Below are 15,639 nucleotides of genomic sequence, written 5' to 3'. Positions count from 1 at the left end.
GAACGGTCGCCGGTCGGCGTCTGGGCGAGGGTACTCACCACGTGGCGTGACGGTCTGCGGTGACAACTGAAGGTTGGCAGGAGACCCGTCCGTGCGGACGACCGAAGCAAACGAATACCCCTCCTTTGCCGCAATTACGGCCGAGGTGCCTCTGGGTACGCCAGTGAGCGTGTAGGTGCCATCCGCAGCCGTCAAGCCGAACCTGTCCGTGCGAGCAGCGTGCACGCTGGCACCAGCAACTGGTCGGCCGACCTCGTCGACCACCGTGCCCGACACTTCGATAGGTCCTCCGGCGGGAGGGGGCAAGGCACTCACTGGCCCCCCAGTCCCCACCACGGCGAGGGAACTGCCAAGGGTGAGAGCGAGAAAAATTGCGGACAAGCGTTGCCTGCTACGGCGCATGACGGGTCCCCTAACGCGGGCGGCGAACGGCTTCGTATTACGACGTCGTAATTGAAGCGTACGAGTTCCTTCGATACAACCTCTCAGTACGTTCCGTTTGGCCTTATCGGCAAGGATTAACGCCTGATTTAATCTTGGCCAACGCGGTCGCCGAACTGACGGACTGTTGCCGTCCGGTCTGGTCGCGGATCATCGGTGACGGGATCATGAGGCGTCGCTGAGAGCTGATCTCCGAACGTCATCGGACCCACGTCTCGTCCCGCGGGCTCTTCCGTTGTCCCTCTCATTTGACGGGGGCGGATCTTGCCGGGTGGTTGCGGCGGGCTGGTGAGCGTTCCCGATGTGAGGTTTCGCCCCTCCAGGTCCGGTGACAGCTCAGGGAGCCGACCTCGATGCGGCATCGCAAGGGCTCGAGTGTTCCGTCATGATCGATCCCTCCGCCGAGCTCTCTGGTTGGCGTGTCGACCAAGCTCAGATCCACCGCTGTTCAGACGCTCCCCAACCTCACAGGACACTTGCTCTCAACGAGGCCATCCGGAAAGTCGCGCTGGGGAACCACCACCTCGACCCGTTTAGCAGTCGCGGTCGGTATCCAGACGATCTTCGGACCGTCCGACCGCCGGGGAGCGGCTGGTCCGGGCTTTCCAACTCGGCCGCCTGTCTGCGAATCGAATGTGGCCGGCCGCGCTCGTTTCACCTGGAGCCGGGATGGTCGAGCCGGGCCCGAGCGATCAGGCTGCGGGGCGGGGACCCGCCTCAGCTTTCACCATGGTGAGGTGGTGCTTGTCACGAGCGAGGACGATGACGACCGGACGGTCGTCCCTAAGCAGCGGAGTCAGAGTGTCGAGGCGGGACCCGATGGTACTATCCGGGGAACAATGGCTAGTCTCCTCGACGTTGCTCGGGCGGCGAACGTCTCCAAGTCCGTAGCCTCTCGCGTCCTCAACGGAGATGAGCAGGCTCGGATTAGCGCAACAACAGCGGACAAGGTCCGTAGAGCCGCGCTCGCCCTCGGGTATGTGCCGAACGAGCGCGCACGTGCGCTGCGGTTTGCTCGCTCGAAAGTCATCGCGCTGGTGGTCCCAGCCGTGACGAATGCCGTGTTTGCTGAGCTGTTCGACGGCGTACAGGCAACCGCTGGGCATGCGGACGTTAGCGTCCTTCTCGGACAAGTGCCACGCACGTCGGGGGACCTGTCCAACCTGATTGGCAACGGGAGAGTAGATGGTGTAATCCTCCAGAGGCCGGAGGATTACGATGATCCTGAGCTGCGTGGCCTGATTGCGGTGCGGGCGCCAGTAGTCTTGTTCAACTCCCGGCTGGCCGGCCACAAGGGTTCAGTCACGCTCGCTGATGAGACAGCGGTCCGGACGGCGGTGCGCCACCTGCACGGCCTCGGTCACCGGCGGATCGGCTTCCTCGGGGGAACAGCTTTGCATGACGCCGCAAGACGCCGTGCGAAAGGATATCGAAATGCAATGCACGAACTCGGGCTCCGGGTCGAGCGGGGCTGGATGCTCGAGGGCGGCGGATGGGAGTCTGAGGCCGGGGAATCTGGCGTTACGGCGTTGCTGGCCGCGCGTCGGCCGCCGACGGCTATCGTAGTGGCAAGTGTCAACGCCGGACTTGGCGCCGTGTCGTCTGCGGCGGGGCAAGGGGTGGTTGTGCCGCATGATCTCTCGGTTATTGCCCTTCAGGATACGTGGTTCGCGCGCATCAGCCGTCCCCCACTGACTGTTGTGAAGATGCCAATGCGAAGCGCCGGTGCCGCTGCGGCCAAGATGTTACTCGACCACTTGTCAGGCGCACCGCTATACGACGTGATCGTGGATGCGCCGGCCCCACAGCTCGTCGCGCGGGAGTCGACCTGCCCGCCGGCGCATTAGACCAGGATTTACTAGTATTGCAGTCCTCCGAATTTGCTTTACACATGGCCCGTGGAGTTGTCGGCCCAGCCTGAGAAACTCTGGCAAGCGGTGGCCCGGCGAGATCCGCGAATCGCCTGAATGGCACGACGCTGGAGCAATGATCGTGCGCTCGCGTTCACATAATCGACGCTCGAGCCGGTGCTAGGACCCGCGTAATCGGGCCGATGCTCCGGAGGTTCGGCCGCGTCCTACAGGTCACGATCGCACTCGCATCTTCCTGACGGAGTTCATGTTCATGTGTATTGGCAATGCAGCCCTTATCTCATGAATCCGCTGCTGTGCGTCTCACTTGGCCTGACCAGGTCCGCGGCGGCCAGTGCTAGTCAATATTTGTCACGAACCAGTTCATCCCTATGCCGAGGGGTGCTTCGGGTCAGCGGCGTCGGCGGGCCGGTCTCCTGCGGCCGGCTGTGCTCTCGCGAATGATGAGATCGTGACGGACTTCGACGACCTGCGGTGGTTTGTTGCTACCTGCGAGGCGCTGCAGGATCAATTCAACTGCGGCCTCCGCGATCGCGGTCTTGTCGGGAGAGATCGTGCTGATGGTGGGGACGCTGAATTGGGTGTGCGCGATGTTGTCGAAGCCGATGACGGCGACATCCTCAGGCACAGACCTGCCCTGCTCGTAAAGGGCACGGACGGCACCGAGTGCGAGTAGGTCGGTCATGCAGAACACCGCGTCCGGAGGCTCGGGTAGCGCAAGTAGAGAGGTCATCGCGCTGGCACCATCGGCGCTGCGTCGGGCACCCGCGGCGACTGTGAGGTGGGGGTCGTACGGCAGGCCAGCGTCCTCGAGCGCCTGACGGTAGCCCTGCAACCTCAGATCCGCATGCTCCTGAGGGTCGTCGTATCCAGGTGGCAGGCCTATCGCGGCGACGCGGCGGCGGCCGAGTGCGATCAAAGCGCGCGTGGCATCCGCGCCGGCGGCCACGTTGTCGATCAACACATGGTCGACGGGCAGGCCAATAACGTGCTCACCCAACAGCACGACTGGTGTTTGCCTCGCTGTTCGTCGCAGCAGGGAGGTGAGCTGGCTACGGCTGATTTCCTGCGGACTGAAGATCACGCCGTCGGCGAGCAGCGGTGCGATTCCGGTGAGCAGATCGACCTCCCGTTCGCGGACACCGCTCGTCTCGTCGATAAGAACCGTATAACCGCGCGCGCGGGCAGCGATAACGATGCGGCTTGTCAACTCGGCGAAGAACGGCACCTCCACGTTCGGCACCGCAACAGCGAGGATGCCACTCCGTCCGCTGCGCAAGTTCCGCGCCAAAGGATCCGGGCGGTAGTCGAGTTCCTCGATCGCCCGGAGAACCCGGCTGCGTGTAGCGTCGGCGACAAAAATCTGTCCATGCAGCACATTGGACACCGTTTTGCTCGATACCTGCGCTAGCGCCGCCACGTCCTTGATACTCGGCCGACGCTTCCGCTGAACCGGCTTGCCTGCCATTCGCCCTCCGCTACCCAACGTAGACCCCGACCTTCGTTCCGGCCACTGTGATTACAGGATCGCACGAGCCGCCGCCGTGATCGGTGAATTGGAGCTATGTGCCGGTACCGGTCGCGCTTTGTCCTTCTGACGTCGTAGCATGTTCTGCCATTCGCCTTGGGCTGGCTCGCGCGGCGTCCCCGGGTCCGGCTCGACAGGGCGGACGACCCCCAGGTCGGCGTCGCCGGTGGCCGGCACGGCTGCGGCCTAAACGGTGTGACGTGACGCCGTCGTGGTGACGGGTTGCGGCCGGGGCCTCGCTCACAACCATTCGCGAGTTGCCGGGCAGGGGCAGCCTGCTCGGCCCGGCCGACATGTGTGGGTCGTCGTGCGTCGCAAGCCAGGAGTGTCCGCGCTGACGCTCGTTCCCGCGGCGGCCGTCGGCGGAGTTCTTCCGCGTGGTTGACTTCAACCAAACGCACACTGGCTGCGGTGGAGTCAAGCGTTCACCTCAGCCCGGCGCTGGCTCGGACACGGCAAGTGGCTATGGTGCGAGCTTCACCTTGGCGTCGCTGGGGCCGTCGCGGAGGGCCGTCGTGGGGGCCCCACGTGCTGGCAATCGCGGGGCGGCGTAGGTGGTGGGAGTGGCGTCCCGATCATTTCGGATGGAGGGTGAACGCGAGATGGCTGAGCGCGTCGGGGGTATAAGCGTCCCTGTCGAGGCGCTGATTTGGCTGCGGGTGGCCTACCCGGACCAGATCAGGGGCTGTCATATGGACGAGGTCTCCGAGGTGCTGGCCTAACGTCCGAGATTCAACGTGCCGCCGGAGTACGTCCAATTCCTCCACCAGTTCGGGCGGGGCGCTGGCGGCTCTACGTCGGAACAAGCCTGTATTACCCGGCTCCCGCGAAGATCAATACGTGGGTCGAGGAGCCCTCTGAACCATTGTCTGCTTCCGCGCACGTCTCGGCGGCGTCCCAGAACCCCAGTTCGACCATCTCCACGCCGCGTTCGGAGACGACCTACCGCGCGGCGGACGGATACTCGTCGGCACGACTATCGTCGCCAGCAAGTTCGCGTTCTGTTTCCGGCGATCGTCAACTGGTGCACGACTGAGGCCGACGTCGACCTGCTGATGGACCACCTCGTCGAACTGCCGGCTGGCCGGTCCTAGGCAAGCTGGACGACGACCTCACGACTGGCATCTTCGTCGACTGGCAGCTCGACCGGCACCAGGGTGCTGGGGCAGCCGAAGACATCGAGGCCGGTCACCTCCACCGACTCGCTGTCGACCTGGGCCGACGCCACGGAACCCGCCTCCACGGGCAGGGTCAACGTGAGCCCGCCCTGGGGGGAGCGGCCGGTGACCTCGCAGCTGAAGAGCGTTCCCTCCCATCGCGGGGACGAGATCCGTGCGGCGTCCCGGGCCCGGGTGAACGCGGCCCAGTCGAACGCGCTCCAGATCGGCATCCCGAGCTCGCGCGCCGCGGACCAGCAGGCGTTCATGTACGCCCTGGAGTACGTGAAGAACGACACCGGGTGGGAGAGCATCGACATCGGTCCGAAGTACCGCTCGACCTTCTCCTCCATCAGCCGAACGGTGAGCGCCGCCTGGCCGGCGGGATCGGCTGTCAACAGTGCCTGGACGGCGAGGTCGTCGTACCCCTGCGTCGATTGCTGGAAGCAGTCGACCAGCGTCCCGTCGCTGTCCACGAAGCGCATCGGCCGCGCCGACCCGGTGAGGTACCGCAGCCACGACGGACCGGCGTTCGTGGCGTTCAGGTCCATGTCGGTGCCGAGCTCCGCGTACAGCCGCGGCACGTCCACGTACCCCTTCCACCCGAGGCAGTGGTTGCGGTTCGCCGTCGGAACGAACCCGTACAGCTGCTGGAACTCCGCGATGTCCTTGCGGATCACGTCCTCGATGAGCTCCTCGGGGTCCTCGCCCTCGAACGCCGGGTCGTACGCGTTGTGGTGGATGCCGAACGAGTGCCCGCGCTCGCGCCACGCCGCGACCTTCTCGGGCGTGGCGATCGTCCGTCGGGTCGGCCCCATCATCAGGTAGATCGTGATCCGCCCACCGTGCTGCTCTACCGCCGAGATCAGCGCGTCGAAGTGCTCGGGCGCCGACCAGTCGTCGTCGGAGTCGAGGACGAGCACGCTGCGCGTCGACGGCGAGGGGTAGTACCACCACCGGGGCTGCGGCGTCCGCGCGAGCAGGTTCACGGCGTTCACCAGCAGCATCGCGTGGATGTCGGCCTGCGGCAGGTGCCAGCACGTCGGGTCGGCGTATCCGGTGAGGAGGTCCTGCAATCGGTAGGGCTCACCGGCACCGAGCCCGCGGCCGCCGACGCGTCCGGGATCGCCTTGCCGGATGAGGGAAACGGCCTTCGCCAGGTCGTAGGCGAAGACCACGACCTGACCGGATCCGTACGGCAGGTGGAAGATCCCCGGGAACGAGCTGGGCGTCAGCGAGTCGAGCTGAAGGTTGGCGACGACCTTCGCCTCGGTCGGCAGGGCGTAGCAGTCCGCGGGAACGTGCGTCTCGATCGGCTCGTGCGGCACGCCGGTGCCGATCGGATTCCCGTCGAGCGGTCGTACGTACGCGGGCGAGACCATCGAGCTCGCCGGCCGCAGGCCCAGCTTGACAGCGAACAGGTACGTCGGACGAACCAACAGCAGCCGGCCGCCGCCCGCGGCGTACTCGACCAGCGTCTCGATCTGTGTCTTCGCCAGGCGCATCCGCGTGACGACCACCGCGTCGTATGCCGCGAAGTCTTCCGGGAGTCCGGCGCCTACGTCGATGAGCGTGTGATTGACCAGTCCCTCGGCCCGCAGGATCTCGCCGAGATAGCGGCCGAATGCCGCGACCTCCTGGCCGGGACGGACGAGCACGGCCACAGTCATCGATTCTCCTTGTGACATCGGAAGTCCGGTACGCTCAGCGGCACGCTGCCGTTGGCGATCGACTCTGCGGCGAGGATCGCGGGCGCCGCGGTGTCCATCGCCTGGTACACGTCGAAAGTCGGTTGCCGTCCCTCGAAGACGGCGTCGCGGAACGCCACGTGCGTGTAGTAGTCGGCGTCGCCGTGTCCACTCTCGCGCGCCTCGCGCGGCGCGTCGGTGCGTTGGAGCCGCCAGTCGACGTCGGCGAGGTCGTGCATCTGCGCGTCGGCGAGCCAGAGCCTCGGCCTGTCCCGCAGTCCGCGGCCCCACTCGACCCGGCCGTTCGTCCCGATCACCTGGTACCAGTGCCAGTTGCCGTCCGGATGCGGGTTGGCGAAGCTCGCCGCGAGCCGCATGACGGTGCCCTTTGCGGTCTTCATCAGAGCGACCTGCAGGTCGCTCTGATCGATCCGCGGATGTGCTTTGCTGGGCTGGTCGGTGCCCATTCCGACGACCTCCACAACCCGGTCGCCGAGCACCTTGAGCAGCGGGCTGAGCTCGTGCGGCAGGTAGTGGATCGGCGGCATCCGCTGGGTCCAGGTCGGCCGCCCATCCGGGTGCCCGTCGAGGGCGTCCGGCCCGAACTGCTCACCGGTGTGCGGGTCTGCGAACATGCCGCCCAGGTGATAGTGGAAGTACTGTCCTTCGGCGTAGGTGATGGACCCGAGGCGGCCCCGCGCGACAAGATCGGTCCACGCGTCGACAAACCCCCAGTACCTCGTCTGCTCGGCGAGCTGGTACGTCATCCCGCTCCGCTCGACCGCGTCGACGATCCGCCAGCAGTCCTCGATCGTGTGCGCCGCCGGCACCTCCGCGTGCACGTGCTTCCCCGCCTCGAGCGCGTCCGCGGCCATCCCGCCCTGCTCCTTACACCGCACGGTGAGCGCGACCGCGTCAATCTCGGAAGCAGCGAGCACATCCTCGTAACGTGCGTACGTCACAACACGTTCGTCCAGCCCGGCGAGCGCCGGCTCGTGCAATGCGGTGAGGGGATCACAGACAGCCGTGATGCGAAAGCCGGGAATCCTTCGTAGCAAGGGGATCCAGGAGCCGACTGCCCGGGGCCCAAGCCCTACGACCGCCACGCGAATCTCATTCATAGCATCCGCCATTGCGGTACTCCTGGGGGTGGTGGGAAGCGCTCGTAGCGCGTTTCAACGTCGGAATGACGGCAGGCTAGTTGACACACGCCGGGTCGTACAAGCCATTGACGGTAGAAGGCTATACGAGGATACTCTGAAACTCTAGGTCTATATACGGGATATCGAAAGATCCCATGTCCTGTCTTCATGCCAGCATTGCGCGGGCCCTGTAAGGCTCGCCGACATACCGGAAAGGCGCCTGCTCATGGTGTCGTACTACACGCGGAGGGCTCTGATCAAGGCGAGCGGGGGCGCACTGGTGGGAGGAGCGGTCCTGAGCGCCTGCTCGTTCCTGGAGACCGATCCCGCGAAGAAGGGTCGCGGCACGCCGCCGGCCGGCGCCAACCTGAAGGGCGCAAAGGAGTCGCCGATGCTGGCCGAGCGGGTCAAGGCAGGCAAGCTGCCGCCGCTGGAGCAGCGCATCCCGAAGAACCCGATGGTCGTCAAGCCGCTGACCGAGCCTGGCGTGTACGGCGGAACGCTGCAGCGGGCGCAGGTCGACCGCAACTTCTCCAGCAACCAGTACATGACCTGGGCCGGGTTGGTCGAGTGGACTGCCACCGTTCCCGCCGAGGTCGGGCCGGGCCTCGCGCACAAGTGGGAGGTTCTCGACGACGGGCGGACGTACGTCTTCCACCTGCGCGAGGGCCTGAAGTGGTCGGACGGGCACCCGTTCACCACCGACGACCTGATGTACACCTACAACGACATCTACCTGAACAAGGAGATCAACCCGGTCTTTCCTACCTGGCTGACCTCGGGTGGCAAGCCGGTGAAGTTCGTCCAGGTCGACGAGCTCACCATTCGGTTCGAGTTCGAGACGCCGCACAGCCTGCTGCTCAAGTTCCTCTGCTTCATGGGAACGGCCAATAGCCTCCTGCATCCATCTCACTACATGCGGAAGGTGCACCCGAACCATGCTGAGAAGGCCGCGTTGCAGGCGGAGATGAAGAAGGCGAAGGTCACCACTTGGCAAGATCTCTATGATCAAAGGAGGAACATCTGGACTAATGCGGACTATCCGGTGCTCGGCCCTTGGATGATGGAGAGGCCGGTCGCCGGGGGAACCGCCGCCACGATCGTCCGCAATCCGTACTACTGGAAGGTCGACGAGCAGGGCCGCCAGCTGCCGTACATCGACCGGGCGGTGTTCACCATCCTGCCCGCTGAGCCGCTCGGCCTGCGTGCGGCGAACGGCCAGATCGACCTCGCTACGTGGGACATCCCGTCCGCGGTGATCCCGCAGCTGATGCAGAACGAGGAGTCCAAGCCGTACAAGGTGCTGCGCTGGACACCGGACGGCCTGTTCTCCTCGGTTAACCTGAACCAGAGCCACCCCGACCCGGTGCTGCGCGCCCTGTTCGGCAAGATCGACTTCCGTGCCGGGCTGTCGCACGCGATCAACCGGGACGAGATCAACCAGGCGCTGCTCGCCGGCCAGGGCCGCATCCAGCATCCGTGCGCCCAGCCCGAGGACCCGTATTTCGAGGAGGGCATGGGTCAGCGCTTCATCGAGTTCGACGTCGCGAAGGCCAACGAGTACCTCGACAAGGCGGGCTTGACAGCACGCGACGGCAAGGGCATGCGGCTGCGCCCGGACGGCAAGCCGATGAAGCTCATCGCGACGACGTTCCAGATCGGCGTCGGCGTGGAGAACGTCGACATGCTCGAGTACGTCAAGCGCCACTGGGCCGAGGTCGGTATCGACATGGCGATCAAGAACATCTCGCCGACGTTGTGGTACAGCTCGGTTCCCCAAGGGAAGAACGACATCCTCGCCTACCCGCCAGCCGGCTACCTCTGGGACATCGACTCGCTGTGGTACGTCCCGACGAACGGCCTGACCTACTGGGCGCCGCGGTACGGCAACTGGTACGGCGATCCGAACGGCCAGTTCTCCGCCAAGCCCGAGGGCGACATCCGCCAGCTGCAGGTGCTCTACGACCAGCTCTTGCAGGCGCCGAACGAGGAGAAGCGGCTGGAGCTCGGCCGCCAGATCCTACGCCTCCACGACAAGAACGTCTGGATCATCGGGACCGTTCAGCCGCCGTTCTGGCCGGTCGTGGTGAGCGAGGACCTGGCCAACGTGCCGGAAAGGGGACTGGCCAGCTTCCGCACGCACTACGAGGCCTCAATGAACCTGTCCCAGATTTTCTTCAGGCACCCGGACCAGCACGCGTGAGATCGTCGTGCTGTGGGGGCTATCCACCGAGTCACAGATATCGCAAGCCCTAGGGGTCTTCATTTTGGTACGAATATCGTCCGGACAGCCGAAGGTTACGGGTGTCACATGACACCCGTCGGCTCATTGCGCTGTCGATGTCATCTTTTATCGCTTGCACGGGGCTGAATGAGCGGAGCTGTCTATGGGTGCGTATCTCGTGCGCCGGCTGATCGCGATGATCCCGACGATCTTCCTGATCTCGTTGGTGTCGTTCCTCATCATCCAGCTGCCGCCGGGGGACTTCCTCGACACGGTGATCGCGAACATGCAGACGGCCGGCCAGACCGTGCAGCCGGCGGAGGTCGCGGCACTGCGGGAACGGTACGCGCTGGACCAGCCGCTGTTGGGTCAGTACATCCACTGGATCACGCGCATCGTCACACGTGGCGACTTCGGTTCCTCGATGCTGTACGGGCGGCCGGTGTGGGACCTGATCGCGGAGCGGATGCCGCTGACGCTGCTGCTTGGCATCTCCACAGTGCTGTTCGGCTGGATCGTGTCGCTGCCGGCGGGCATCTACTCGGCGGTGAGGCGGTACACCGTTCCCGACTACGTGATGACCGCGCTGGCATTCCTCGGCATCGCGATCCCGGGCTTCCTGCTGGCGTTGACAGTTGCCTTCCTGCAGTTCAAGTACGGCGGCAAGGCCGTCGGCGGAATGTTCTCCCCGGAGTACGCCGAGGCGGACTGGAACCTCGGCAAGCTGCTCGACTTCCTCGACCACCTGTGGTTACCCGTGCTGGTGCTGTCCATCGGCGGCATCGGCGGAACGATCCGAATCCTGCGCGCGAACCTGCTGGACGAACTGCGCAAGCCGTATGTGGTCACCGCGCGATCGCGCGGGCTGTCGGAGCGCCGGCTGATCGCCAACTATCCGGTCCGGGTCGCGCTCAACCCGTTCGTCGCGACCATCGGCTGGCTCATCCCCGCGCTCTTCGACGGCGAGGTGCTGGTCGCCACCGTGCTCGGGCTGGAGACGACCGGTCCGTTGCTGCTGCGATCGTTGGAGAGCCAGGACATGTATCTCGCCGGCAGCATCATCTTCATCGCCTGCGTGCTGACCGTCATCGGCACGTTGATCTCCGACATCCTGCTGGCCTTGATCGATCCCCGAGTACGAGCAGGTGTGGTGTGAGCGATCCGAACATTGCGCTGCGCCGTTCGGCCGAGGAGGAGCCACCGCTCACGGTCGAGGAGCCGGCGCCGACCATCGAGGGCGCCGCCGGCAAGGGCGACGAGGTCAACTTCGCGCCCCAGCGCAAGCTGATCTGGTGGCGCTTCCGCAGGAACAAGCTCGCGGTCGTCGGCCTGGTGATCATGGCCGCGATCTACTTGTTGGCGATCTTCTGCGAGTTCCTCGCGCCGAAGACCCAGGACTTCAACCAGGCCACGTACTCCTACGCGCCGCCGCAGGTCATCCACGTCACGTGGGACGGTGCAGGTGGGTGGGGTCCGCGCTTGTACGTCAACGACTACATCGGCACCCCGAACGCGGAGCTGCTCACCCGCGACTACGCCGTGAACGAGGACAAGCGGATCTACCTGCGCTTCTTCGCCAAGGGCGAGCCGTACGATCTGTGGGGGCTATTCCGATCCGACCTGCACTTCTTCGGGCCGGTGCACGCCAGCGACCCGCTGTACCTGTTCGGCGCCGACGAGCAGGGCCGCGACCTGTTCAGCCGGATCATCTACGGCACGAGGATCTCGATGTCGGTCGGCCTGATCGGCGTCGCGGTCGGCCTCATTCTCGGCCTCATGCTCGGCGGCATCTCCGGCTACTTCGGCGGGGCGACCGACTCGCTGATCCAGCGTGGCATCGAGTTCTTCATGTCGATCCCGACGCTGCCGCTGTGGCTCGGCCTCGCGGCGGCTATCCCGCCAGGGCTGGATCCAGTGCTTGGGTACTTCCTGATCACGTTGATTCTGTCGCTGATCAGCTGGACCGGACTGGCGCGGGTAATCCGCAGCCGGTTCCTGCAAATGCGCGCGGAGGACTACGTGCTCGCCGCGGAGCTGGACGCCGTACCGCGGCTGCGCATCATCAGGCGGCACATGCTGCCGGCGTTCACCAGCCACATCATCGCGTCGCTGACGTTGTCCATCCCGGGCATGATCCTCGGCGAGACCGCGCTGTCGTTCCTCGGCTTCGGGCTGCAGCCCCCAGTCGTCTCGTGGGGCGTCCTGCTCAACGACGCGCAGAACATCCGGGTGCTGTCGTTCGCGCCGTGGCTGCTGCTGCCCGGGCTGGTGGTCGTGATCACGGTGATGGCGTTGAACTTCGTCGGTGACGGCATGCGGGACGCCGCCGACCCGTACGAGAGCTGAGGTGTCTGATGACTGAGCAACCGCTTCTCGACGTGCGTGGTCTGAGGACGCATTTCCACCTCGATGAAGGTCTCGTCCGCGCCGTCGACGGCGTCGACCTGACCGTTCGGCCGGGCGAGACGCTCTGCGTGGTAGGGGAGTCCGGGTGCGGCAAGAGCATCACCGCCCGGTCCATCCTGCAGCTCGTGGAGGAACCCGGCCGGATCGTCGACGGCGAGATCCTGCTGCGCGTCGGCGACGACCACCCGATCCTGCGCGAGCAGCGCAGATCGCGGCGGGACCGGAACGCGATCGCGGCCTACCACGCTGCCGGCACCGGCCAGCTCGACCTGGCCAAGCTGGATCCGAAGGGGTCGGCGATCCGGCAGATCCGCGGCAAGGACGTCGCGATGATCTTCCAGGAGCCGATGGTCTCGCTGTCGCCGGTGCACACGATCGGCTACCAGATCGTGGAGAACATCCGCACCCACGAGCAGGTCGACAAGAAGGAGGCGCGCGACCGCGCGATCGAGGAACTCCGGCTCGTCGGCATCCCGCGGCCGGAGCAGCGGGTGGATGCGTACACGTTCGAGCTGTCCGGCGGCATGCGGCAGCGCGCGATGATCGCGATGGCGTTGGCATGCCGGCCCAGGCTGTTGATCGCCGACGAGCCGACCACCGCGTTGGACGTGACCACGCAGGCGCAGGTCCTCGAACTGCTGCAGGGCTTGCAGGAGCAGCTCGGCATGGCGGTCATGTTCATCACCCACGACCTCGGTGTGGTGGCCGAGATCGCGGACCGGGTCACGGTCATGTACCTGGGCATCGTGGCTGAGGAGTGCTCGGTCGACGACCTGTTCCATGCCCCGCGGCACCCGTACACGAAGGCGTTGCTGCACTCTGTGCCGACGGTCGGGCCACGCGCGCACCGGCGGCTTGCGACGATCCGCGGCATCGTGCCGCACCCGTACAACCGGCCGGCGGGCTGCCCGTTCCACGCGCGCTGCGACGCGGCGATGCCCGGCCGGTGCGATGTGGAGGTGCCGCCGGTGGTCGCGAACGACGAACGCGCGGTCCGCTGCCTGCTGTACAACGAGCCCGAGGACCTGCGACCGATGCCGACGGGCAGGAGCGCGTGATGACCGAGACCCAGCGCGAGACGCTGCTGTCGATCAGGAATCTTTCGATGCGGTTCACCGCGAGTCGCGGACTGTTCAGCCGACACAAGCTCACCGTGAACGCGGTGCAGGACGTCGACCTCACCGTCGAGCGCGGCGAGACGCTCGGCCTGGTAGGGGAGTCCGGCTGCGGTAAGACCACGCTCGGCCGGTGCATCCTCCGTGCGTACAAGCCGACCTCGGGGCAGATCGAGTACACCCGGTCCGACGGCTCGGTCGTCGACCTCGCCAAGCTGAGCCGCGGCGAGCTTCGCCCGTACCGGCGGGAGATCCGCACGGTGTTCCAGGACCCGAACTCCTCGCTCAACCCGCGCATGACCGTGTTGCAGATCGTCGGCGAGCCGCTGCGCGTCAACGACCTCGCCCGCGGCAACGAGCTGCGCGACCGGGTCGCCGAGACGCTCCGGCTGGTCGGCCTACGACCGGAGTACATGCGGCGCTACCCGCACGCGTTCTCCGGCGGCGAACGCCAGCGCATCGGCATCGCGCGCGCCCTCGTCACCCGGCCGCGGCTGGTCGTCGCGGACGAGGCGGTCTCGGCGTTGGACGTGTCGATCCGCTCGCAGATCCTCAACCTGCTCGAGGACCTGCAGGAGCAGCTGGACCTCACGTACGTGTTCGTCTCCCACGACCTGTCGGTGATCCAGCACCTGTGCGACCGGGTCGCGGTGATGTACGTCGGCCGGTTGGTCGAGGAGGCGACGACGTCGGACCTGTACGACTGCCCGAGGCACCCGTACACCGAGACGCTGCTGCGGGCATTGCCGCGCCCCGACCCGCGGCTGCGCGGGCAGCGGGCCCGGGTGGCGTTGCGGGGCGAGGTGCCGGACCCGTCGAACCCGCCGCGCGGTTGCACGTTCCACCCTCGCTGCCCGTACGCGCAGGACCGCTGCTCCACCGAGGAGCCGGGATTGCACCTGCTTGGCGCGAACGGCCGGGCCCGGGCCTCGCGGTGCCACTACGCGGAAGAACTGGACCTCGCCGGCATATCGGAACTCGAAGGCCATGAATGTCGAAGCCAATGAACCGCCCCCGTATCGTGGACAGAGCGACGCAGGAACCACGCTCCGCGCCAACCTACCGGGCTCTGACGGTGCTGGAGACGTTGATCGGCTCGGAGACTCCGCTCACCCTCACGCTGCTCGCCCAGACGGCGGGTGTCCCCGTCGCGACGTGTGCGTCGATCGTGCAGACCTTCGAGCAGCGCGGCTACGCCGAACGTCAGGTGGTCGGCCGGTCGCACTTCTGGCAACCGACGCTGCGGCTGTACGCGCTCGCGTCCGGCCTCATCCGCAAGCTCGACCTGGCCTCGGTCGCGCAGCCGCAGCTCCGCGCGTTGTCGGACAAGGTCGAGATGCCGGCGCACCTCGGAGCGCTGAACGCGAACTCGGTCGTGTACGTGGCGAAGGCGGCGACTCCCGGATTCGTCCAGTTCGACACGTTCATCGGCAAGGTCGCGCCGTACAACCTCACCGCGCTGGGCAAGGCGATCGCGGCGTACCTGCCCGAGGACGAGCTGAAGCCGCTGCTGGTTCGGCTGGCCCGCGGGGTCGGGCCGAACGCGAAGAAGCCGGACGTGGAGACGTTCCTGGCCGACCTGGAGGAGACCCGCTCGCGCGGCTACGCGGTCGAGGACGAGGAGGAGCAGGCCGAGATCAGCTGCGTCGCGGCGCCGGTGTTCGACGCCTCGGAACGGGTGCGATACGCGGTCGGCGTGACCGGCTTCTCCCAGAAGGTGATGGGCGACAACCTGCCCGGCGTCATCTCCGCCGTGCGCTCCGCGGCCAACATCATCTCGGCGGGCCTCGGATCAACCGAGCGCGCGGCAAACCCAAGGCCAACTACTGATCCGACCTGAGTTCAGGCGACCCGAAGTGACGACAGGCGGGCAGTGGGGAGCCGCTTCGACATGACTCATCGAATGACCAGATGCAGGTCGCGCCGCCAGGTTTGGCCGCCCGTTTGGTGTTGCTAGACCCACGCATTGCATCGACTGGTCACAGGAGCGCTTCCCTGCCAAGGCGGTGATCAGCGGTAGACGATACTCGCACTTTCGTACGTACAGCCGAAACACTTCTCGGCCTC

The 15,639-nt window shown here is 66.1% G+C and carries 10 protein-coding genes and 1 pseudogene; 7 read left to right on the top strand and 4 right to left on the bottom strand.

Annotation, left to right across the window (positions count from 1 at the left end):
• Positions 1-90: 90 nt before the first annotated feature.
• Positions 91-402: pseudogene (locus tag ACYVOK_RS32810) on the bottom strand (carboxypeptidase-like regulatory domain-containing protein); the annotation flags it as partial.
• Positions 403-1,178: 776 nt separating this feature from the next.
• On the opposite strand from ACYVOK_RS32810, the gene ACYVOK_RS32805 reads away from it, so the two are divergent.
• The gene (locus ACYVOK_RS32805; protein ID WP_460666480.1) at positions 1,179-2,288 is read left to right on the top strand and encodes a LacI family DNA-binding transcriptional regulator; all 1,110 of its coding nucleotides are present in this window, start codon (positions 1,179-1,181) and stop codon (positions 2,286-2,288) included.
• Between the two features lie 415 nt (positions 2,289-2,703).
• Here the strand turns inward: ACYVOK_RS32805 and ACYVOK_RS32800 are convergent, their stop codons facing one another.
• The 3 genes from ACYVOK_RS32800 to ACYVOK_RS32790 form a co-directional block, all read right to left on the bottom strand.
• Positions 2,704-3,780 (bottom strand): LacI family DNA-binding transcriptional regulator, encoded by a 1,077-nt coding sequence (locus ACYVOK_RS32800; protein ID WP_460666479.1) that lies wholly within the window; start codon positions 3,778-3,780, stop codon positions 2,704-2,706.
• Between the two features lie 1,150 nt (positions 3,781-4,930).
• Positions 4,931-6,667: a polysaccharide deacetylase family protein gene (locus ACYVOK_RS32795; RefSeq protein WP_460666478.1), complete on the bottom strand. Its 1,737-nt coding sequence runs from the start codon at positions 6,665-6,667 to the stop codon at positions 4,931-4,933.
• On the bottom strand, positions 6,664-7,806 hold the full coding sequence (locus ACYVOK_RS32790) for a Gfo/Idh/MocA family protein (protein ID WP_460666477.1): 1,143 nt from the start codon (positions 7,804-7,806) through the stop codon (positions 6,664-6,666). The genes ACYVOK_RS32795 and ACYVOK_RS32790 overlap by 4 nt, the downstream gene beginning before the upstream one ends.
• A gap of 301 nt (positions 7,807-8,107) precedes the next feature.
• On the opposite strand from ACYVOK_RS32790, the gene ACYVOK_RS32785 reads away from it, so the two are divergent.
• The 6 genes from ACYVOK_RS32785 (at position 8,108) to ACYVOK_RS32760 (ending at position 15,412) form a co-directional block, all read left to right on the top strand.
• Positions 8,108-10,030, top strand: a complete 1,923-nt coding sequence (locus tag ACYVOK_RS32785) for an ABC transporter substrate-binding protein (protein WP_460666476.1) — start codon at positions 8,108-8,110, stop codon at positions 10,028-10,030.
• A 184-nt stretch (positions 10,031-10,214) separates the two neighbouring features.
• Positions 10,215-11,207 carry an ABC transporter permease gene (locus ACYVOK_RS32780; protein ID WP_460666475.1) on the top strand — a complete coding sequence of 331 codons (993 nt, stop codon included), beginning with the start codon at positions 10,215-10,217 and terminating at the stop codon, positions 11,205-11,207.
• Positions 11,204-12,397: an ABC transporter permease gene (locus ACYVOK_RS32775; protein WP_460666474.1), complete on the top strand. Its 1,194-nt coding sequence runs from the start codon at positions 11,204-11,206 to the stop codon at positions 12,395-12,397. The genes ACYVOK_RS32780 and ACYVOK_RS32775 overlap by 4 nt, the downstream gene beginning before the upstream one ends.
• Before the next feature lie 8 nt (positions 12,398-12,405).
• Positions 12,406-13,515 (top strand): ABC transporter ATP-binding protein, encoded by a 1,110-nt coding sequence (locus ACYVOK_RS32770; RefSeq protein WP_460666473.1) that lies wholly within the window; start codon positions 12,406-12,408, stop codon positions 13,513-13,515.
• Entirely contained in the window at positions 13,515-14,579 is a 1,065-nt protein-coding gene (locus tag ACYVOK_RS32765; RefSeq protein WP_460666472.1) for an ABC transporter ATP-binding protein, read from the top strand. The genes ACYVOK_RS32770 and ACYVOK_RS32765 overlap by 1 nt, the downstream gene beginning before the upstream one ends.
• Positions 14,580-14,647: 68 nt before the next feature.
• Entirely contained in the window at positions 14,648-15,412 is a 765-nt protein-coding gene (locus tag ACYVOK_RS32760) for an IclR family transcriptional regulator (RefSeq protein ID WP_460666471.1), read from the top strand.
• The last annotated feature ends 227 nt before the right edge of the window (positions 15,413-15,639 follow it).

This window comes from Kribbella swartbergensis (genome assembly GCF_054784135.1).
Note: the sequence above shows the minus strand (reverse complement) of the source record. Positions and strands in the feature narration are given on the sequence as shown.